The sequence below is a fragment of the Singulisphaera rosea genome (assembly GCF_054877945.1).
Map to the genome: position 1 here is coordinate 79,384 of NZ_JBTYIP020000001.1, position 20,738 is coordinate 100,121.

At 65.3% G+C, this 20,738-nt stretch carries 16 protein-coding genes; 10 read left to right on the plus strand and 6 right to left on the minus strand.

From position 1 onward, the window contains the following. Window positions 1-26: 26 nt before the first annotated feature. Window positions 27-1,106 carry a 4-hydroxythreonine-4-phosphate dehydrogenase PdxA gene (pdxA, locus tag ACYOEI_RS00350; protein ID WP_462847256.1) on the plus strand — a complete coding sequence of 360 codons (1,080 nt, stop codon included), beginning with the start codon at window positions 27-29 and terminating at the stop codon, window positions 1,104-1,106. 13 nt (window positions 1,107-1,119) lie between these two features. Here pdxA and ACYOEI_RS00355 read toward each other — a convergent pair whose 3' ends face one another. From ACYOEI_RS00355 to ACYOEI_RS00370, 4 genes are all read right to left on the minus strand, one after another. Further along, a complete protein-coding gene (locus ACYOEI_RS00355; RefSeq protein ID WP_462847257.1) occupies window positions 1,120-2,277 on the minus strand; it encodes a hypothetical protein in 1,158 nt (385 codons plus the stop codon). A 159-nt stretch (window positions 2,278-2,436) separates the two neighbouring features. After that, window positions 2,437-3,129 carry a hypothetical protein gene (locus ACYOEI_RS00360; RefSeq protein WP_462847259.1) on the minus strand — a complete coding sequence of 231 codons (693 nt, stop codon included), beginning with the start codon at window positions 3,127-3,129 and terminating at the stop codon, window positions 2,437-2,439. 47 nt (window positions 3,130-3,176) lie between these two features. Further along, a complete protein-coding gene (locus ACYOEI_RS00365) occupies window positions 3,177-4,304 on the minus strand; it encodes a PfkB family carbohydrate kinase (RefSeq protein ID WP_462847260.1) in 1,128 nt (375 codons plus the stop codon). Window positions 4,305-4,743: 439 nt separating this feature from the next. Continuing rightward, complete coding sequence (locus tag ACYOEI_RS00370) at window positions 4,744-5,058, minus strand: carboxymuconolactone decarboxylase family protein (RefSeq protein ID WP_462847261.1); 315 nt, start codon at window positions 5,056-5,058, stop codon at window positions 4,744-4,746. A 748-nt stretch (window positions 5,059-5,806) separates the two neighbouring features. Here ACYOEI_RS00370 and ACYOEI_RS00375 point away from each other — a divergent pair. Next, window positions 5,807-6,688, plus strand: coding sequence for an MBL fold metallo-hydrolase (locus tag ACYOEI_RS00375; protein WP_462847262.1), 882 nt, complete (start codon window positions 5,807-5,809; stop codon window positions 6,686-6,688). A gap of 124 nt (window positions 6,689-6,812) precedes the next feature. On the opposite strand, the gene ACYOEI_RS00380 is transcribed toward ACYOEI_RS00375, so the two are convergent. Next, entirely contained in the window at window positions 6,813-7,118 is a 306-nt protein-coding gene (locus ACYOEI_RS00380) for a Rieske (2Fe-2S) protein (RefSeq protein WP_462847263.1), read from the minus strand. 279 nt (window positions 7,119-7,397) lie between these two features. Here ACYOEI_RS00380 and ACYOEI_RS00385 point away from each other — a divergent pair, with 279 nt between their 5' ends. The 8 genes from ACYOEI_RS00385 to ACYOEI_RS00420 all read left to right on the plus strand — a co-directional run bounded on the left by ACYOEI_RS00385 (window position 7,398) and on the right by ACYOEI_RS00420 (window position 18,320). Then, a complete protein-coding gene (locus ACYOEI_RS00385) occupies window positions 7,398-8,321 on the plus strand; it encodes an NHL repeat-containing protein (RefSeq protein WP_462847264.1) in 924 nt (307 codons plus the stop codon). A gap of 27 nt (window positions 8,322-8,348) precedes the next feature. Next, complete coding sequence (locus tag ACYOEI_RS00390) at window positions 8,349-11,441, plus strand: glutamine amidotransferase (RefSeq protein ID WP_462847265.1); 3,093 nt, start codon at window positions 8,349-8,351, stop codon at window positions 11,439-11,441. Window positions 11,442-11,653: 212 nt separating this feature from the next. Further along, entirely contained in the window at window positions 11,654-12,688 is a 1,035-nt protein-coding gene (locus ACYOEI_RS00395) for an AAA family ATPase (protein ID WP_462847266.1), read from the plus strand. An 88-nt stretch (window positions 12,689-12,776) separates the two neighbouring features. Continuing rightward, entirely contained in the window at window positions 12,777-13,139 is a 363-nt protein-coding gene (locus ACYOEI_RS00400; protein WP_462847267.1) for a hypothetical protein, read from the plus strand. 7 nt (window positions 13,140-13,146) lie between these two features. Continuing rightward, a complete protein-coding gene (locus ACYOEI_RS00405; protein WP_462847268.1) occupies window positions 13,147-14,040 on the plus strand; it encodes a DUF58 domain-containing protein in 894 nt (297 codons plus the stop codon). A gap of 22 nt (window positions 14,041-14,062) precedes the next feature. Further along, window positions 14,063-14,194 (plus strand): hypothetical protein, encoded by a 132-nt coding sequence (locus tag ACYOEI_RS00410; protein WP_462847269.1) that lies wholly within the window; start codon window positions 14,063-14,065, stop codon window positions 14,192-14,194. A 146-nt stretch (window positions 14,195-14,340) separates the two neighbouring features. Beyond that, window positions 14,341-16,455: a VWA domain-containing protein gene (locus ACYOEI_RS00415; RefSeq protein ID WP_462847270.1), complete on the plus strand. Its 2,115-nt coding sequence runs from the start codon at window positions 14,341-14,343 to the stop codon at window positions 16,453-16,455. 359 nt (window positions 16,456-16,814) lie between these two features. Next, window positions 16,815-18,320: a Gfo/Idh/MocA family protein gene (locus tag ACYOEI_RS00420; protein ID WP_462847271.1), complete on the plus strand. Its 1,506-nt coding sequence runs from the start codon at window positions 16,815-16,817 to the stop codon at window positions 18,318-18,320. A gap of 97 nt (window positions 18,321-18,417) precedes the next feature. Here ACYOEI_RS00420 and ACYOEI_RS00425 read toward each other — a convergent pair whose 3' ends face one another. Continuing rightward, window positions 18,418-20,211 (minus strand): PKD domain-containing protein, encoded by a 1,794-nt coding sequence (locus ACYOEI_RS00425; RefSeq protein WP_462847272.1) that lies wholly within the window; start codon window positions 20,209-20,211, stop codon window positions 18,418-18,420. Window positions 20,212-20,738: the final 527 nt, after the last annotated feature.

The following is a 20,738-nucleotide window of genomic DNA, read 5'->3' on the forward strand; positions in this document are numbered from 1 at the left end:
GAGGCCAGGATTGGGAGGATAACGTGATGAGGACCGACGACAGGCCACTGGTGGCGTTAACGATGGGCGACGTGGCCGGGGTCGGCCCCGAGGTGATCGCCCGCGCCTGGGGCAACTCGCCCCTTCGGGCTCTCGCCAGGCCCTTCGTCGTCGGGAATACCTCGGTCCTCGAACGGGCCCTCGCGTGCACTCACGTCCGGGCGGATGTCCAGACGATCTCCCGGCCCGAGGACGCCCGGCCGTCCGACCGGGTCATCCCCTGCCTGGAAGGGACCGAGGTCGACCTCGCCGACGTCCGCCCCGGCCTCGTCGACCCGAGGGCCGGGCGGGCCGCATACGACTTCCTGACGACCGCCGTCGACCTCGCCCTTGCCGGCCGGATCGACGCGATCACGACGCTCCCGCTCAACAAGGAGGCGCTCCACGCGGCCGGCGTCGACCACCCGGGCCACACCGAGATCCTGGCCGAGCGTTGCGGGACGCCCGACCACGCGATGATGCTCTACCTGGCGACTCCCGACGTCGGCCAGGATGCGGGGCTCGGCGTCGTCCACGCCACCCTCCACGTCTCGCTCCGGCGCGTATTCGACCTCCTCACCGAGGAGGCGATCGAGTCGAAAATCCGCCTCGCCGACCACGCCCTCCGCCCCTTGACCGGCGGCCGAGCTCCTCGGGTGGCCGTCGCCGCGTTGAACCCCCATGCGGGCGAGGGCGGTCTGTTCGGAGACGAGGAAATCCGCCTGATCGCCCCGGCCGTCGCCCGCGCGCAAGCGGCCGGCATCGATGCCAAGGGCCCGATCGCGTGCGACACCCTTTTCGTCCGCGCGTTCGGCGGCGAGTTCGACGCGGTCGTCGCAATGTTCCACGACCAGGGCCACATCGCGCTCAAGACCGTCGGCTTCGACCGAGCGGTCAACGTCACGCTCGGCCTGCCGATCGTCCGCACGAGCGTCGCCCACGGCACCGCTTACGACATCGCCTGGCGCGGCGAGGCCGAGACCTCGAGCCTGATCGAGGCGGTCCGTATCGCCGCCCGGCTCGTCTCGGGGCGCCGACGACTCGAGAAGACCGCCGTCGGCGAAGGCGAAGCTCCGACGAGGTGGTGAAGACCGCCGCCGGCTATCGACGGACGATCCGCGCCGAGGTCCACTCCGTCTCGATCGTTCCCGGCCAGAGCGAGCGGACGTCGGGGTCGGCCCAACCGAGATTCGCGTCGGGCGTAAGGATCGCCCGAATCTTCCTCGATCCGGGCTGAATGGTCAGCTCGACGGGGATGTGTGCGAACGGTCCCAGTTCGTGGATACTGGCTCGCGGGAGTGGGGCGTTCGCCCCCGCCGTGGCGTTGAATACCACAGTCCCCGCGACGTAGCGGCCGGGAACCCCCTCGAACTCGACCTCCAGCAGGTGCGCGAGATCAATCCCAAGGCTCGGGTCCACGACCAGCCGGGGTGGGTCCTGGACGACTAAGTCGTGATTCAGATCGAGGTAGTGGCTGCCCCCGGAAGGCTCGGGCGTCCTCGATTCCAGCCGCAGGGCCCGCGCGATCGACTCGGCTCGGCTGGCATCCGGGAGCGTGTAAAGCGACCCGGGTTCGAGCCGGGGATCGAACTCGAACGAGAACGGGATCTGGGGCAACTCGAGTTCCCAGGGCTCGGTCAACCCGACCGTCCGAACCCGGGCGTGGAGGACGAGCTTGTGGGGGCCGTTCGTATCGAAGTCACCGGGGACGATCTCGAACTCGGCGGCACCCGGACCGGCCTTCCACTCGGAGAACGACTCGAGACCCGCGCGTTGGGCACCGAGGATCCGGTGGGACCATTCGAGACTGGAAGGGCCGACTCCCTCTCCCTCGACGAGGAACGGAACCCCGTAGGAGACGGCGATCGGGATGTTCGCGGTGAGGGCGCGAGGGTAGCGTCTGCGAGCCCGCCAGTTCGCGACGAACCCGCGGCGGACGAGGGCCTTTTCTTCCTCGGCCACGAGGTTGTCCTGGTCCCAGAGACCCGCCAGGGCCCGGCCGGCGGCGTCGCGGATCGAGGCCGAGTCGTGGGTCCCAAGGATCCGGAAAAGGTCGATCAAACCCGCACGGCCGTGCCGGGCCGCCTCGGCGATCGCGGCCTCGTCGACGTCGTCCCCCTCGAGCCTGAGGGCCGCCTTCCGGGCTCGGAGCCCGTGGAGGAGGCGCCTCCCGCCGCCGACGATGAAGACGGCGGCGAGGATCAGGAAGACCAAGCTCCGAGGCTCACCGAGCCAGCGGATCCAGCGATTCCGGGTCACGACCGGAACCGTGGGCCGTCCCGTTCGTCGGCGGCCGACTGTCCGCGCCGGCGCGCTCGGCGTCATATCCTCGGAGCTCTCTGGGGCCATGGGGTGGCTCTCGGACCTAGGGATGGCTCGTTCGCTGCGACTCGTGGTTCCTTCGCGATCCGAGCGGAATCAAACTCCCGGCCTGGCGCGGGTCTTGGGGGAGGCGGGCTCGACATTGTCGGCCGGGACCTCGGGCTGTTCTTCGATGATCGTCGGCTTCCGCATCTTCGCCCCTTCGTCCAGGCCGAGGACCTCGCGCATCTCGTCGACCGAGTCTCGGACCTCATGCAGGTCGCGGTGGAGCGCCTTGATCTCGGCGAAGATCCGCCGCAGGGGGTCGTCGGCCCCTTCCTCGTCGGTCAGGAGCAGGAGGTTGTCCTCGGCGATGACGTGGTAGGTCAGCCCCACCTGGCTCAGCAGGAGCTTGAGGCCGGTCCTGAGGCGGACCCCCTCGAGCTCCAGCTCGACCGTGTCGTCGGCCCGGACATCCTGGCGATCCATGGCCGCCCGGTCGAGGACGACCGGCACCTTCAAGGCCTTCTGAAGCTGATCGCGGACCTCGCTGACTCGCGTCGGGCTCTGGAATCGGAAGGGGTAGGGACGCTCGAGCAAATCGTGGATCGAATGAGTCGGGGCGGTCGACGGAGTGACCGGGTCGACCCGGACCTCGGCCTTTTTGGAGGGCGAGAGGTCCTCGATCGCGACGGCCGGAGGATCGACCGGGATCGGCTGATCCTTGGCCTCGATCGTGAGCCAGGCAGAGGCCAGGACGCCGGCCGTCACGAAAGCCATGATGAGCGAGGATTGGACGCGCGTCTTCATCAGCGTATCTCTCGCGAACGAGGAACTCCCGAGCGGTCGCGTGCATTCTAGCGGAGAATGTCGAGAGCGTCTCCGTTTCCTGCCGACACCCTCCCCCGTTCGATCGCCTCGTCGATCGCGCGGGCGTCAGGGAACCCGAAGTCGGTCAGGTCGAGCACCAGCGCGGCGGCCGCGGACCCGCGAATCGTCGCGTTCCGAACGAGTTCCTCCTCGACGACGCCGCCATTCCAGCCGCCATCGAGGAGCGTCCCGACGAGTGTCGACGCGAAGGCCTCGCCGGCCCGGTTGGTGTCGCGGGGCGGCAGGTCTCTCGGGAAAGCCGGGACGTCGACGCGTCCCGGCTCGCCGGTCGGCGTCGTGAACCGTACCCGGCTCCCGTTCGCGCCGTCGGTCACGCAGAGGATCGAGACCTGCCAGGCCACCTGTTCGCGGTCCTCGAGCGACTCCCACTCATGGCGGTTGCAGCTCAAAACTTCGATCGCATCGGCGAAGCTGGACACCGGGGGATCGCGATCGACCATGTTCCGCATCGCCGGCGCGAACAGCCTCACACCCCGCGTGGGGGCCCGGAGTGCCATCGCTGCCAGGGCGTTCGGGAGCGCCGCGACGACCCGCAAGTCCCCGTTTTCCCGGATCCAGGGCTCGAGCGATCGGAGCGAGGCGTGGCATCCTCGGAAACCGATCGGCAGCTTGTCGCCGAACTGGCCGCTGCTGATCAGCAGGGTCCAATCGGCCGGACGGCCATCGACCCGGATCGCCCGATGCGTAATGCCCGCACGCCGAAGTCCCTCCGCGACGGCGACGCTCGTCGGGTCCCCTTCCGGACCGAGTGCGCTGATCAACTCCCCACCGAACGCCGCCGCGTACCCCGCCCCCATCCCCCCGAGATCATCCTGCCACAACGTCCCTTTGACCTCCGTCCGATCGGCACCGGCGCCTCCGATCAGGCTCCTGGAGAGTGTGATCAGGCCCCAAGGTCCCGGCCAGTCCTCGGGAGGGTCGATTGCGATCGTATGACCGCTCGGGTCGAGGATCGTGATCCCTTCCCTCGACTCGAGTCTCCCGTCCACGCTCTGATCGAGCGGCGGGCCGAGTCGACGATCGACTAAAGGCCGGTCCACGCGGAGTACTCGATCGAGATAAGCCGGGCCGAAAACCAACGTCCGTCGCTTCATTGCCGCGGAATCCTGTCTGCCCGTCGCCTGCACTGGAGTCCCAAGAAACTTTCCCAGTTTCGTCGGGCGCGCACCAGTGGTCGGCCGGCCGGCGATTTCCGCGGGCGTTTGGCAGACTGATCCCAAACCCTGTTATTGCTTCAAAACTCGAGATGAGTCACGGAGCGCGTTTGCGGGCGACGTTGAGAACCCTTTCGACCCCAGCCCAGGACTCGAGCGAGGGTCGAGTCGTGACCGTCTTTTTCGTAGGTTCGCCGGTCGGCGGATCTCCCCACACAGGAGCCACCTTGGTGACTCGGCTCCGGTACTTCTCGGGAGTCGGCGTCAGATAGCTGTGCGGCATCTCCGGGGGGCGGCTCGTCGCCTCGGCGTTACCTCTCTCGGACCGAGCACCGCCCCCCCCTCCCTGCGACTGGGGCACTCCAGCCCCTTCTTTCCATCAGTTGATGGCGTTGTTCCCCGCGACGGAACAGACCATCTCGAGGAGCTGAAGATCCTGATAATACTTGCGAAGTCCCGGAATGTCGGCGTCGCTCAGCTTGTCGGGTTCGGACGTGAGCTTCCTGGTGAACGCGAATGCGGCACGTTCGGCGGGCGTGAACTCCGACCAGTCCCCGTCGAGCGCGGCGATCGTATCCTCCTTGATCCCGTCGGCGACGAGCTTGACCTCCTGGTGCCCCTGGCAATAGGTGCAGTTGTTCGCCCGAGAGACGATCCAGAACAACATCGTCTTGAATGTGTTGTCGACCGTCATGAGCGGGTCGGGCTCCCGAGGCCCGGTCGAACCCGGTCCGAGGAGCTCCGGATCGATGTGGAACTGTCTTCTCGTCGTCTTCAGGGTCGCAGGGTTAGCGACGATGGGCGTGGCCTGGGTACGACCTCAACCTCTATTTTCTTCGATGAAACGGGCGGACGATCGATGGATTGCCCAAGTTCTCGTCCAACAGACGAGGATCGGCCACAGCCTCATTCGTCATCATCCTTGCAACCACGAATTTCCATTCGTGAAAATTTACCCAATCCAGAAGTACGAACTCAAGAATCCTAAGAAAGCCGCAGTTCCAGTGTGCACTCATTGCCCCTCCCGGTGGGAGTTCACATCGATGCGGGCCTTGGTTCGGGTTCTTCGAAGCCTCGGGGTCTACCGGGACAGACTGCGGCGTTGACCGCAGGACTTTCGAGGGTTTTCGCGAGTCGCGCCCTCTCGGCAGGCATTTCGTGACCTGGCTCGCCTCGACTATAATGGGTGGTTTGCCTAGCGACTCCCCGGTCAGAGATCCTGGCACTCGGCGGTCGGTGCGCGAAAGCTGCGGGATGGGTTGGTCTCCCTTCCCCGTACTCGATGACCTCGGGAACGCCAGTTCCCCGTCGTCTGGTCTCGCGGATCGTCGCTTGTGTGCGAGGGATCTTTGTGACGCCGGGTATGGTCAGGGCGCCGATCTCGAGCTCGGGGTCTCCGGGTGGTCGGGGATTTGGTAAACGCAGAGAAAAGGAGTGGGTCGTTGGCTTCCGACCTTGAGACGACGGTGGAATCGCTCGATCACCCCGTGGACAATGCACCAGTGCGGTCGCTGGTCCACAAAGGGCTGACGATCGAGGGGTATTCGCGGGCGGCGGTCCAGACCTACTGGCGGATCCCCGAGCTGAAGCTGGGCTTCGACCTGGGGGCTCAGCCGTGGTCGTTCATGTCGACGCCGACGTGGTTCGTGTCGCACGCCCACCTCGACCACATCGCGGCCTTGCCCGTCTACGTCGCCAGGCGTCGGATGATGAAGATGGAGCCGCCGACCATCTACCTCCCCGCCGACGCGATCGACGGGGTCGAGATGCTCCTCCGCGCCTTCCAAAAACTCGACCGGGGCCGGCTCCCGGCCAACCTCGTCCCGATCCATGCAGGGCAGGAGATCGAGCTCTCGCGCGAGTTGGTGGTCAAGGTGTTCGCGACCAAGCACACGGTGCCGTCTCTCGGATTTCTGGTCTGGGAGCGTCGCAAGAAGCTCAAGCCGGAGCATCAGCATCTTTCCGGCGAGGAGATCCGTGACTTGCGGCTCTCGGGCGTCGAGGTCTCGGCCGAGATCCGGATCCCCAAGGTCGCCTACCTCGGCGACACCGCGCCCGCCGGAATCGACGCCTTGCCCGAGGTCTACCGCGCCGAGATCCTGATCATGGAGATGACCTTCGTCGCCCCGGGCGAGCGGGCCTCGGTCATCCACAAGTTCGGGCACACCCACCTCGACGACATCCTCGCCCGGAGCGAGCGATTCGAAAACGAGGTGATCGTCGCCTCACACTTCAGCACGAGGCTCCATCCTGACCAGATCCAGCGGATCATCGACAAGCGGCTCCCCGAATCGCTTCGAGGCCGGCTCAAAGTCTGGCTCTGAGGGCAACGATTCCTCACAAACCCGAGGCGTCAGCGAGTGATATTCCTCGCGAGAAATCGAAGAGGATCCACTCGCTGGCGCCTCGGGCTCGTATCGAAAAGTTGCCACTCGAATGTTCTCTGTTCTAGGCCTCGACCCAAATCTCCTCACCTCGGACCTCGCACCGGAAGACGTGGAGCGACTCGCCGCGGACCGTGGTGCAACGGCCCGTCGAGAGTTTGAATCGCCACTGGTGGAGTGGGCAGACCGCTTCCCCTTCCTCGATCCAGGCCATGCCCATTGGACCATTGGCATGCGGGCAGCGGCCGAGGAGGGCGTGGAACGCGCCTCCGTCGTTGAAAACCGCGACGCGGAGGCCCTCGATCTCCACGGCCAATCCCCGGCCCTCGGGGACATCCTCAACCCGACAGACGGATACGAACTTGCCCACGCGCGGACCCACACTCGTGATTCGGGAAAGGGTGAAAAAACGAAGCCTCTCGGACTTGCGTCGGAGACAACGCGCCTAGTAGAGTCTACGAAAAGACGGGACCACTCCCAATGGCTGGGGCGTCCCCGATCGATTCGACTCGGTTCGACGGCACTGCCGTGCCTCGACCTTCGGGAAGCCGGAATCGGTCCGACGGTGGGTCGCGTCCGTCCGCGAAGTTGACGAGGGGATCTCGATGAATACCCCTTGGCATTCGCATCTCAACGAGGATCTCACCGCATGAAGTCATCCCCGATCGCGGCCTTCTGGCTCGGGATGATCCTCGTCGCGTGCGTTGCGGGGTGCGACGGCTCGGGTTCGTCCCAAGCCGATCTGGTCTGGGGGATCCACGGCACCAAGCCCGGCTGGCTCCACAAGCCGAGGGCCGCCGCGTTCGACGCCGACAACCACCTGTTCCTCGCCGACCTCACGGATCGCATCCAGGTCTTCGACCGCGACGGCCATTACCTCCGGGGTTGGTCGACTCCCGAATTCAACGTTGACGGTGCGAGCGGCCTGACCGTGGATCGTTACGGCCGACTTCTAGTCGCGGACACGCATTTCTACCGCGTCCTCGTCTATTCGAGGGTCGGCGAGTTGCTCTTCCAGATCGGCGACGGCGTCCAGGGGTCGACGGACGGCCGCTTCGGGTATCCGACGGACGTCGTGATCGACCGTGCGGGCAATTTCTACGTCGCCGACTACGGCGAGAATGACCGGGTGCAGGTCTTCGACCCGAAAGGCAAGTGGCTCCGCGGTTGGGGCGGCCACGGCTACGCGCCCGGCGAGTTCCTCAAGCCGCGTGCCCTGGCGATCGACGAAGACGATCAGCTCTACGTCGCGGACAGTTGCAACCATCGGATCCAGGTCTTCGACACCCAGGGCAAGCTCCTGAGGTCATGGGGGACCCGCGGACCGGCCTCGGGCCAGCTCTCGTATCCCTACGACATCGCCCTGGGGCCCGACAAGTCGATTTACGTTTGCGAATACGGGAACCATCGCGTGCAGAAGTTCACGCGTGACGGCAAGTCGCTGGCCGTCTGGGGGAACGCGGGCCGGCAACCCGGCCAGTTGTATAACCCCTTCGCCCTGGCCATCGACCACACGGGAGCGGTCTCGGTGATCGACTCGAACAACCACCGCGTCCAGAGATTCCGCCTCTAACGGCCGTCGAAGGAGGCTCGTGCGACGATGCTCGGGAACTATTCGGTCTCGGTAGGTCAGCCCTGGTGGCTCTTGCTCTTGCCGCTGATCATCCCCCCGTTGATCCTGGTCAGCTTCCGGAGCCTTGCGGGCCTCGGTGCCGTCCGCCGGGCGGTCGCGATCCTGATCCGGACCGTGGTCGTGACCCTGATCGTGCTCGCGCTCGCCGAGTTGCAGACGGTCCGCAGGAGCGACCGCCTGACGACGATGTTCCTCGTCGACGGCTCGCAGAGCGTCCCGCGCGAGCTCCAGGGGCCGACCCTCGACTACGTCTCGGCCGCGTCGAACAAGCGTCGCAAGGATGACCTCGCGGGCATGATCGTGTTCGGCAAGGATCCGAGGGTCGAGGCCCCGCCTGCCCCGACCGAGCTCAACCCTCTCGGGATCGAGAGCCAGATCGACTCCGAATACACCGACCTCGGCTCGGCAATCAAGCTCGCGCTCGCGACCTTCCCCGAAGACACCGCCCGCCGGATCGTGATCGTCTCCGACGGCAACGAGAACCGAGGCAACGCGATCGAGCAGGCGATCGCCGCCAGGGACCTGGGCGTCCAGATCGACGTCCTCCCGCTCGAGTATCACTACGACAAGGAAGTGCTGGTCGAAAAAGTCTCGATCCCCCCGGACGTGAAGAAGGGGGAGACGGTCAACATCAACGTCGTGGTCCGCGCCAGCGAGCCGACCCGAGGCACGCTCCAGATCTTCCAGAAGGCGGACAACTACCGCGCCCCCGCCCCCGGGAACGAAAAGCCCCAGCCGGTCGATCTCAAGCGGGGCATCAACGTCTTCAACCTCCGGCAGCAGATCAACGAACCGAATTTTTATACGTTCACCGCCGAATTCATCCCCGAGGAGGGGAGCGGCGACCGTCGGGCGAAGAACAACGTCGCCGAGGGGTTCACCCACGCCCGAGGGACCGCCCAGGTCCTCTTGATCGAAGGGACCGCGGGGGAGCACGTCGAGCTCGTCCGGGCCCTCCGCGAGAAGAAGCTTGAGGTCACGACGTTGGTCGCGCCCCGGATCGACGGGTCGGGGGCCGTGGGGGGCGACTCGCTGCCGACCGACCTGGCCCAGCTCCAGGCCTACGACACGGTGATCCTCGCCAACGTCCCCAAAGATTCGTTCACGGAGGCCCAGCACCAGCTCCTCGAGTCGAACGTCCACGACATGGGGAGCGGCCTCGTGATGATCGGCGGCCGCGAGAGCTTCGGCGCCGGGGGTTGGATGAACACACCGGTCGAGAAGGCACTCCCGGTCGACATGCAGATCAAGGCCCTGAAGGTCCAGGGCCTCGGTGCCATGGTCCTGATCATGCACGCCAGCGAGATCCCTGAAGGGAACTACTGGCAGAAGGTCGTCGCCAAGGCGGCCCTCAACGCCCTCTCGACCTACGACTACGCGGGGATGCTCCACTGGGAAGGCCAGGAAGCCTGGCTGTTCACCCTCCGCGCCATCGGCGGAGGCCGGCCGGTGATGCTCCGGGCGATCGACCGCATGACACCGGGCGACATGCCCGACTTCGACCCCTCGCTCCAGATGGCGATGAAGGGCTTGATGGGCGTGAAGGACGCGATGTCGCGCCACATCGTCATCATCAGCGACGGCGACCCCACCTCGCCCACGAACCAGGTCATCAACCAGCTCGTGAAGAACAAGATCACCGTGACCGCGGTGCTCACCGCCGCCCACGGCAATGATCCCGATGCCTTCAACCGGATGCGAAATCTCGCAAACCGGACGAAGGGCCGGTTCTACAACGTCACCAATCCGAAGGCCCTGCCGCGGATCTATCAAAAAGAAGCCCGGACGATCTCTCGCCCGCTTATCTTCGAACGTGAGACCCCCTGGGCGCTGCAGGTCAACTACCTGAGCGAGCCCGTGATCGGCCTCCCGCAGAATATCCCACCGGTCAACGGTATCGTCCTGACGAGTCTGAAGGAGAACGAGCTGGTCGAGGCGCCGATCACGTCGCCCTTGCCGACCGGCCAGGTCAACCCGGTGCTCGCCCACTGGACGTACGGCCTTGGGCGTTCCGTCGCCTTCACGTCCGACGCCGGCCGGCGCTGGGCGAAGTCGTGGCCCGACTGGGAGAGCTATGCTGCCTTCTGGTCCCAGATCATCCGCTGGTCGATGCGGCCGGTCGACCCCGGCAACCTGACGCTGAACGTCCGTCGCGAGGAAGGGCGGGTGAAGGTCGTCATCGACGCGCTCGACAAGGAGAACCAGTTCCTCAACTTCCTGGAGATTCAGGGGACCGTCGTCAGCCCCGACCTGAAGCGATCGAGCATCGAGCTGGTCCAGACGGCGCCGGGCAAGTACGAAGGGACCTTCAACGACGCCGAGGCGAGTGGCAACTACTTCGTCAGTCTCGGCTATCGAGGCTCGGACGGGGTCCAGGGGTTCATCTCCTCGGGCGTGTCCGTCCCCTACTCCGACGAGTATCGCGAGCTCCGCTCGAACCCGGCGACTCTTGACTCGATCGCCAGCCTCACCGACGGGCAGGTCACGAACTGGAAGTATCGGGCCGACGGCCGCCGGGACCTCCCCCAAACCGTCGAAGCGGTCGACCACTTCCGCCGCGAACCGAAGCTGAAGAACCCCCAAGCCTACTCAGACCTCTGGCCCAACCTGCTCTGGCTCTCCGCCATCCTCTTCCTCGGTGACGTCGCCGTCCGCCGCGTCTCGCCCGACTTCGACCGGATGCGGAAGACGGTCGCCGACCAGTGGAAGAAGCTCCGCGGCCAGGAAGTCGCCCCTCCGGTCGAATACCTGGAGAAGCTCAAGGGCAAGAAGGCCGAGGTCGGCGAACAGCTCGAACGTTCGCGGTCGAACATTCGCTACGAGGCGCCTCCCGCGGCATCCGTCGCGGAGGCCCTCCGCGACGAGCCGCTCCTCCGAGGGACCAGTTCCACCGAACCCAAGCGCCCTGCGAATACGCCCCCGAGTGGCCCGAGCCTCGGGCCCGACGCCGCCAAGGCCTCCGAGCCCGAAAGCTACACCAACCGGCTGTTGAAGGCCAAGCAGAAGGTCTGGGAAGAGCGAGACAAGGACAAAGAGAAGAACGAGGGCAAGCCCTCATGAGCGCCAACATTTCGAGGTTTCGCTCCAGCCCCGAAACCCGTTTTTTCCTTAAAAAACGGGTTTCTGACGGGACGCACCCTGAAATCCCAGGGCGACTTCGACATCGAGAGCGCCAGAAACCCGTTTTTTAAAAAAAGCAGGTTTCGAACGAGACATTAAGACCACCGGACGGTGGGCAACTCCCCCAGTTTTCACGACGAGGACGCAACGCGATGTCCACCGCCGAGTCCGCCACGATGGAAGCCCGGGCCGACGAGTTTCGTTCGGCGTATAACCGGGTCAAAGCCGAGATCGCCAAGGTGATCGTCGGCCACGAGGACATCGTCCACGGCGTCCTGACTTGCCTGTTCGTCGGCGGGCACGCGCTTCTGGAAGGAGTGCCCGGGCTCGGCAAGACGCTGCTCGTGAAGACCCTGGCCGATGCCCTCTCGCTCGACTTCAACCGGATCCAGTTCACCCCCGACCTGATGCCCGCCGACATCATCGGCACCAACATCGTTATGGAGGGTCCCGACGGACGCCGGGTGTTCGACTTCCAGAAGGGGCCGATCTTCTCGCAGATCGTCCTCGCCGACGAGATCAATCGCGCCACGCCGAAGACCCAGTCGGCACTCCTGGAGGCCATGCAGGAGCACTCGGTGACGGTGGGAGGGACGATCCATAAGCTCAAGCAGCCGTTCTTCGTCATGGCGACGCAGAACCCGATCGAGCAGGAAGGGACCTATCCCCTCCCCGAGGCCCAGCTCGACCGGTTCTTGTTCAAACTCGTCGTCGGGTACTCGACCCGCGAAGAGCTGAGCGTCATCCTCGACCGGACGACCCGCGGCGAGCGCCCGAGCGCCGAGCGAGTGATCGACGGAGAGACCCTCATCAAGATGCAAGGGCTCGCCCGTGACGTGATCGTCGCACCCCACGTCCAGGACTACGCGATCCGGCTCGCGCTCGCGACCCACCCGGAGGGGCCCTTTGCCGCCGACGTGACGAACCAGTACATTCGATGGGGGAGCAGCCCTCGCGGCGTCCAGACTCTCGTCCTCGCCGCCAAGGTCCGCGCCCTGCTCGATGGACGTTACAACGTGAGCTTTGAGGATCTCCGCCGCGTCTATCTCCCCAGCCTCCGGCACCGGGTGCTCATGAATTTCGAGGCCCAGGCCGAAGGCGTCAACTCCGACGACGTCTTGCTGAAGGTGCTCGACTCCGTGCCCGAGAAGGCTGAGGAGAAAGCGGCAATCGCCAAGGCCGGGTGAACCGCTCCGCCACGGAGCGGCTCGGGCGAAGGCCCCTCGCCTTCGCCTCGAGCCCGAGGCGCCAGGAGGTCTGTGAAGGAATGACACCATGCACGACATCTACAATCCACCCCCGGCGCCCGTGCCCTGGAACCCGCCGCAAGCCGAGAAGCTGGCCTTCACCAAGGGCGACATCGTCTGCCTGGTGACCCTGTGCGTCTCGCTCTTCGCGGCGTCATCCCTGGTCTGGAGCGCCCAACCGATGGTGGCGGTCATCACCACCCTCGGCGGGACCCTGGTAATCCTCGAGAGCTGGTTCACCGCCCTCGGGTTCCTCCACCGTCGCCGCTCTCTAGGCCTCCGGGCTCGATGGACGATCTTCCTCGCGGCGCTCATCCCCTGGCTGGTCGGCCTCGGGGTCGCCGCCACCTTGATGCTCGCCCTCTTCCTGATCTCCGACTGGATGGGATGAACTCGCGATGACCGAGACCAAGGCCCCTCCCCTGCTCGACCCCGAATTCCTCCACAAGCTCGAGCAGCTCGAGCTCGTCAGCCGCAAGATTTTCGTCGGCCGGATGAAGGGGGAACGCAAGAGCAAGCGGCGGGGCTCCTCGGTCGAATTCGCCGACCACCGCAATTACTCGGTCGGCGACGACCTCCGGCACATCGACTGGAACGTCTACGGCCGGCTCGACAAGCTCTTCCTCAAGCTGTTCCTCGAGGAAGAAGACCTCCACTTCTACACCTTGCTCGACACCAGCCTGTCGATGGACTTCGGCGAGCCGACCAAGCTCCATTACGGCAAGCAGGTCGCCGCCGCACTCGCTTTCATCGGGCTCGTGAATCACGACCGCGTGCTCCTCGACACGTTCAGCACGACGCTCGACGCCGGGATGCCGAGCGTCCGGGGTCGCTCGCAGATGTGGCGCGTCGTCCAGTATCTCGACAAGCTCAAGGCCTCCGGCGCGAGCGACCTGACGGCCGCCGCCAAGGCCTTCGCGATCAAGCACGCGGGCAAAGGCGTCGTCGTCGTCATCTCCGATTTCCTCGACAAACGGGGATATGAGGACGCCCTCCGCTATCTCCTCGCCCGGAACATGGACATCTACGTCGTCCACGTCTTGAGCCAGGAAGAGGTCGAGCCCGAGCTCGTCGGCGACCTCCGCCTCGTCGACTCCGAGGACGAGGACGTCACCGAGATCACCGTCAGCGCCCCGCTCCTGAAGCGCTACCGAGAGAACCTCGAGGCCTTCGTCGGAGGCCTCAAGACCTGGTGCACGAAACGCGGGATCACTTATATCTTCACCACCAACCATAACCCCTTCGACAAGCTGATCCTGAACTATCTCCGCGAGCGCGGATTGGTGAAATAGGCCCTGGGATGGAACGATTCTGATGTGGGATGTGAATGATCCTTGGGTCTTCTTCGGATTCTCGGCGGCCCTGATCGCCTACCTCCTCTACATGATGATCCGCAGACGAAAAGGGGAACGCCCCGGCTCCCCCGAACGCGAGCCGGAGCTCTGATCGCCAGATCCGGGTAGGTGGGCATCGCCCACCGACATTCCGGAAGGCCCTGTGGGCGATGCCCACCCCACGAAAAATACCCGCACCGAACCCTCAAAAAAACCGCGACGCCTCGTCCGCGAGGCCCTAGAGCGAGGTCGACCGGTATGAATTTCGGGAGCCTGAGTCGCGCCAGTTTCCCCGTCCAGTTCTCTAGCCCGATCGGCGGAATGGAGTGGGCCGTCCTGGCGGGAATCCCCGTCGGGATCATCGCGCTCTACTTCCTCAAGCTCCGCCGGCGGCCGGTCCAGGTCGCGAGCACCTTGCTTTGGAGACGGAGCCTCGAAGACCTGCACGTCAACAGCCTCTTCCAACGGCTGCGGAAGAACCTCCTCCTGTTCTTGCAACTCCTCGCCATCGTGCTGGCGATGCTCGCGCTGGCCGGGCCGAAGGTCAAGGGGACCAGCACGCAAGGCCAGCGCTACGTGCTGACCATCGACAACTCGGCGAGCATGTCCGCCACCGACGTCAAGCCGAGCCGACTCGCTCGCGCCAAGGAAGAGGCCAAGAAGCTCGTCGATGCCATGGAGTCGGACGACCTCGCGATGGTCATCACGTTCTCGGACCGGGCTCGAGTCGTCTCCAACTACACGGGCGACCGCAACCTCCTCCGCAGTCGGATCGATGGGATCGCCGCGAGCGAGAGTTCGACGTCGCTCCGCGAAGCGCTCGAAGTCTCATCCGGCCTGGCCAACCCCGCGAAGCAGTTCGGCGAAGGGGAGGTCGCAACCTCGGTCGTCCCCCCCAAGCTGATGATCTACACCGACGGCGGCTTCTCCGACGTCGAAGGTTTCAGCCTGGGCAACCTCGAGCCCCAGGTCGTCGTGATCGGCCCCCCCCCTCCCCCGATCACCGACTCGCCGGAACTCAAGGCCACGAGCGGCGCGAGCAAGAAGAACCCGTCGGACAACCTTGCCATCCTCGCGCTCCAGACTCGCCGGAACGACGACAAGCCCGACCAGTACCAGGTCTTCGGCCGAGTCCACAACTATCGGGCCGAGACGGTCTCGACTGAGGCGCAGCTCCTCCGGCTCGATCCCAAGAAGCCGGGCAGCCCGGGCGCACTCATCGATGCCATCGCGCTGAAGCTCGGGCCCAAGAGCGACCAGTCCTTCAAGTTCGAGCTCCCCGACACGGGCTTGGCCGAGCTCGAGGTCCGCTTGACCGAGCGCGACTCGTTGCCGCTCGACGACCGTGCCTATGCCGTCGTCGGCAACCCGCGCAAGGCCCAGGTCCTGCTCGTCACCTCGGGGAATCGCTACCTCGTCGACACCCTGAAGACGCCGACCGCAACCGAGCGGGCCGACGTTACAGTGATCGCCCCGGCCGAGCTCAAGTCGGACGACGTAATGCGTTTGATCAACTCCGGCCGGTACGACCTCGTCATCTATGACAACGCCCGCCCCTCCGCGCCGCCCGAGGCGAACGCCCTCTATTTCGGCACGATGCCCCCCGGCGCCGCTTACGAGAAGACGAAGGCGCTAGAGCAGCCGATCATCCTCGACTGGGACGCGGGCCATCCGCTCATGCAGTTCGTCCGCGACCTCCCGACCGTCGCCATCCTCAAGGCGACCGTCGTGGAGCCACCCCCCGGTTCGAGTACGCTTATTGAGAGCGATAAAGGGCCGCTCGCCTTCATCGCCCCGCGCCAGGGCTTCTCCGACACGGTGATCGCATTCCCCCTCATGGACGGCGACAAGTTCAACACCAACTGGTATCGAAACATCAGCTTCCCCCTCTTCCTCTTCAACAGCCTCCAGGTCCTCGGCAACGCCCGCGAGTCGTCCGGCGACGAGGTCCACCTCCCCGGCCAGCCCGTCGTCATCCGCGCCGAGGTGTCGAAGGGGGACGTGAAAGTCACCAGCCCCAACGCCAAGGTCGAAGGCCTCACTCGCACACCGCAGGGGACCTACATCGACAACCACGCCGACACGACCGGGATCTACCACGCCCGCTGGGAACCCGAAGGGATGCTCGCCTTCGCCGTCAACCAGTTCGACTCGCGCGAGAGCGACCTGGCCACCCGCGGCCTCGTCCCCGAGGGGATCGACCCCAATTCCTCCCAGGCGGAAGCCTACAAGATCAAGATCGGCTACAGCCCCGTCGCGGGGATCGGCAAGACTCGCCCCAGCCGGAAAGACTGGTGGAAGCCGCTCGCCATGCTGGCTCTCGGCGTCGTCCTGCTGGAATGGTACATTTTCAACAAACGTGTCTACATTTAAAGACGAACAAGCCTATCATTCCTGCAATGCAGGCTGATGAACGTCTCGAACCCCGGTTTCTTCTTAAAAGCCGGGGTTCTGCTCCAATAGACGTCGGCACTCCAAAATTCCTGGGTCGGATCTGACCGCGGCAGAGCCCCGGTTTTTGAGAAAAAGCCGAGGTTCGAGATCCGCACCCTTCCCAACCCTTTTCCCAGCCACCCGGCTGATTGCCCCGGTGGTGGGTCGACGCGTCGAGGCATACGTAATAGTCTTTGATCTGCGGGCTGGAGGGTGACGATCCCCTCCAACCCGATCGGTCCCTCGTTTCATGAGCGTTCGTTCCAACCGATGCCTCAAGACCCAAGGTGAGCCAGGACATGAAACCGATCACACGCCGGAACTTCCTGAGTGGTTCGATGACGGCTGGCCTGGCTTTGGGGATGCCTCGGATCATGCTCGGCGAGGGGACCCGGTCGATCGGCCCGAATGATACGGTGAACCTTGCGGTGATCGGCCTGGGGTCGACCACGGCGGTCGGCGGTGTGGGAGGCCGCGGACATCAGCTCATCGGCCGACTCCGCGAGATCCCCGGGGTGAAAATCGCCGGACTTTGCGACGCGGACCAGGCCCACCTCGACCGCGAGGTCGAGGCGGCTCGAAGCCACGAGGGGAAGGTCAAGACCTACCACGACCCTCGCGAAGTCTTCGACGACAAGGACATCGATGCGGTGATCGTCGCCTTGCCGAACCACTGGCACGCCCTGGCGACCGTCTGGGCCTGCCAGGCCGGCAAGGACGTGTACGTCGAGAAGCCGTTCTCATACAACCTCTGGGAAGGCCAGCAGATGGTGGCGGCCGCCCGCAAGTATGGCCGAATGGTCCAGGTCGGCACGCAGAACCGCTCGAGCGCCTTCCTCCGTCGCGTCTTCGAGCGGCTTCGCGGGGGCGAGTTCGGGGCCATCCGTTTCGCGCACGCGCTCGTCTACAGGGCCCGCGACGGCATCGGGACCGTCCAGACACCGACTCAGCCGCCGAGCACCGCGAATTATGACCTCTGGTGCGGCCCGGCCCCCAAGATCCCCCTTATGCGCAAGCAGATGCACTACGAGTGGCACTGGTTCTGGGATACGGGCAACGGCGAGATGGGGAACAACGGCATCCACGTCATCGACGTCTGCCGCCTGGCACTCGGGCAAGACCAGACCCCGCCGCGCGCCATGAGCATCGGCGGTCGGTTCGCATTTCACGACAGCGGCGAAACGGCCAACACCCAGATCGCCTTCCTCGATTTCCAGCCGGCTCCGATCATCTGCGAGGTCCGCAACGTCGGGAGCGGCAAGGGTGCGCAGACGATGGGGAAGTTCCGAGGCCAGAACAAAGGCATCGTGATCGACTGCGAAGGGGGCTATTTCGCGGGCGACTCCGGCGGCGGAGCCATCTACGACCGGGACGGGAAGAAGATCCACGACCTCGGGACAGGCGACAGCCCCAAGGCACTCGAGATCACCCACCTGACCGCGTTCCTGAACGGAGTACGAAGCCGGAAGACCAGCGACCTCGGGGCCGAGGCGATCGAGGGTCATCGTTCGACAGCAGGCTGCCACATGGCCAACGTCTCGCACCGGCTCGGCAAGGCGTCGACACCCGACGCGATCCGGGCCTCGATCTCGAGCAACGGCGAGATGGCCGATGCGTTCGACCGCTGCCGCGGCTACCTGGGTGAGAACGGCGTCAACCTCGACGCCACTTCGGCCACCCTCGGCCCCTGGGTGACCCTCGACCCGAAGAGTGGCCGCTTCGTCGGCGACTTCGCCGACGCCGCCAATGCTCTCTCTCGCCGGGAATACCGCAAGCCGTTCGAGGTCCCCGACCTCACGGCATGAGGTCGGTCAACCGAAATGAGCCGAACGCTCGAGTCGTCGGCGACGAGGGTTGTCGCGTGGAGTCGACCAACGCCCACCATCGTCGCCGACGAAGTTCTTACAGGCCGAAGTCGTTCCGAATTCGGAGGTAGAACGGGAGGTGCCTCGAGCGGCGTCCCATCCCCGACTCGGGACGTCCTTCCAACCTCACCACACGCTGCGAAGGAGCAGCGTGGGACGCCAGCGGGGTGCTCGTCCCAGCCTGTGAGCCCGCATGACCGACCGAGCGTGCGGCGACCCGGGAGAGGATCGCCGGCCGAACGGCGGCGGCATGCACCCGCCCACGACGGCCAACGGTCGGAATCGTAACCACGGAGGTCGTCGACGAGGCCTCGTCATCGGTTTCAGGAGTCGCGGCGACGTTCGACGGAGCTTCTGAATCGTCCGAGTCGTCAGAGTCGTTGCCCGTCGGCGCCGCACCTGAGGGTGCGGTGACGTGGATCTGGACCGATCGGCTGGCAGACCCGGTCACGGCCTTGACGGTAGAAATGCCTACGCCCGACGCCGGTGCGGTGAACCTCCCGGCCGCATCCACGCTGCCACCGACGCCCCCGCTCGCGACGGACCATGTGAGGGAGGGCTGCGTCGTCAGGGCCTTACCGAATTGGTCGAGGACGTTAGCCGAGAACGTCAGGGTCCCACCATCCACGACCGTGTCGCTCGAGGGCTGGATGGACACGGAGGTCGCGGTCGAGACGACCGTAACCGGGACGTCGCTCGTGACGCTCTGGCCCGAGGCCGCGGTGATCGTGACCCGGAAGAGGTAGCTTCCGGGCGCCGAGAAGCTGGCCCCGAGCGTCGAGGCCGAGTCGGTCCCATTTCGGCCCGAGGGGCTGAACGTGACCCCCTGCCCTTTCACGACCGACCAGGTGTAGCTGACGCCGGTCCCCGCGGAGCCGGAGACCGTGAGTGTTGTCGAGGTCCCGCCGACCGTCGACGGAGTGGCGGTCGCCTGTCCTGTCACCTTCGGGGCAAGAGCCGTTTGAACCGCCGCGGCCGGGTCGATCACGGCCCCCGTCTTGACGAGGCCGACGAGAGCCGGCGAGGGGCTCGCGGTCGACTCGACGAGATTGACCCGGTCCGTCGCCGACATCGCGGGGGTCAGCGCGGCGACCACCCCGGTGATTCCGCTGACGTAACCGGCCGCGAACGAGGTCGCGTCCTGGAACGCCGGCGTCCCGAGGTCGACATGCGTCGCACCGAAGTTCGAGACGGAAGTCAGCCCGCCCGACGCGGTCGTCGACGCGGCGACGATGAGATTATCTGCGGACGTGTAAGCCGGGAACAAATGATAAGGAAGATAAGTGTTGACAGTCTTGTCGGTGCTGTCGATGTTGATGTGGTCGTTTCCGGCCCCGGTGACGACGAGCGCCCCCTTGGAGCGGGCGTAGTCGAGGGCGTCTTGATACGTGGGATTGGCGTTGGAGTAGGAGGGGTCGGGATTATTGGGGAGGCTGATTGCCGTGTCGCCGGCCTCCTCGATCAGGATGCTGATGTTGATCACCGACGCGTGGTTATACGCCGCGTAGAAGATCCCCCTGAGGATGGAACTGAAGGTATTGGCGCCCAATTGTCCCGTGTTGTCGGTGACGCGGATCGGCATGATCTTCACGTCGGCCGTGCTTGCGCCGGCGTGGGACTTGGCCGCGACGATCCCCGAGACGATCGAGTCGGCGACAGTCGACCCGTGGCCGTGGCCGCCGGCCGCACTGTTGTCGGCGATATTGCTGCCGTCGGCGGCCGCGCCCTGCTGGGTATAAGCGTTAAAGCCGCTCGCCAAATTGTAATACGGTGAATCGGTCTGACTCGAGAGGTCGACCCCCGTGTCGATTTCGGCAATAAGGGTCGTCAAGAGGCGGCGTGCCTCGAGGGTTTCCGTTTGATACCTGCACGCTCGCGGAAGTGTTCGTGATTTCAAGGTGCCACCTCAGCGTTTCGTGTAGGAAATACAGTCGGCCTATTCTCGCCAGGGGCGGCCGTGCAGGCTTGTCACTCGCCACACCCGTAATGTGATAGACCGTTTCCGATAGTCCAATCATTGATGAACGATTTCTTTCAATGAGGGTGAGACTCCTAGGAGTTGGAGGACTCGCGCCGATTTTCACCTGTGCAAGAAGCGCCCCAACGCGAGGGATGGCGATGCGAGTTTTCGGACCGGCCGGCTTGGATCGCCTCGCGCCATTCTCGCGTTCGATCCGGCCGAGAGGATTCGAGGGCATGGAAGGCCGACGCGATCAGGCCCGCGCCCCGCGTCGCTGCCGAGTCGCGCGGGCAGGATTGGTCCGATCACGACGTGTGCAAAACGTCGATGCAAACGCAAACGGCCTGAGCGTTGAAGCCGTCATGGCGTCCGCGCGAGGGCGTGCGATTCCGGTCGCG

Excerpts from the sequence above, each read along its gene's own strand:
- ACYOEI_RS00415 (WP_462847270.1), top strand. The coding sequence starts at position 14,341 with ATGAATTTCGGGAGCCTGAGTCGCGCCAGTTTCCCCGTCCAGTTCTCT.
- ACYOEI_RS00420 (WP_462847271.1), top strand. The coding sequence starts at position 16,815 with ATGAAACCGATCACACGCCGGAACTTCCTGAGTGGTTCGATGACGGCT.
- ACYOEI_RS00385 (WP_462847264.1), top strand. The coding sequence starts at position 7,398 with ATGAAGTCATCCCCGATCGCGGCCTTCTGGCTCGGGATGATCCTCGTC.
- ACYOEI_RS00365 (WP_462847260.1), bottom strand. The coding sequence starts at position 4,304 with ATGAAGCGACGGACGTTGGTTTTCGGCCCGGCTTATCTCGATCGAGTA.
- ACYOEI_RS00360 (WP_462847259.1), bottom strand. The coding sequence starts at position 3,129 with ATGAAGACGCGCGTCCAATCCTCGCTCATCATGGCTTTCGTGACGGCC.
- ACYOEI_RS00390 (WP_462847265.1), top strand. The coding sequence starts at position 8,349 with ATGCTCGGGAACTATTCGGTCTCGGTAGGTCAGCCCTGGTGGCTCTTG.
- ACYOEI_RS00395 (WP_462847266.1), top strand. The coding sequence starts at position 11,654 with ATGTCCACCGCCGAGTCCGCCACGATGGAAGCCCGGGCCGACGAGTTT.
- pdxA (WP_462847256.1), top strand. The coding sequence starts at position 27 with ATGAGGACCGACGACAGGCCACTGGTGGCGTTAACGATGGGCGACGTG.
- ACYOEI_RS00410 (WP_462847269.1), top strand. The coding sequence starts at position 14,063 with ATGTGGGATGTGAATGATCCTTGGGTCTTCTTCGGATTCTCGGCGGCC.
- ACYOEI_RS00405 (WP_462847268.1), top strand. The coding sequence starts at position 13,147 with ATGACCGAGACCAAGGCCCCTCCCCTGCTCGACCCCGAATTCCTCCAC.
- ACYOEI_RS00400 (WP_462847267.1), top strand. The coding sequence starts at position 12,777 with ATGCACGACATCTACAATCCACCCCCGGCGCCCGTGCCCTGGAACCCG.
- ACYOEI_RS00370 (WP_462847261.1), bottom strand. The coding sequence starts at position 5,058 with ATGACGGTCGACAACACATTCAAGACGATGTTGTTCTGGATCGTCTCT.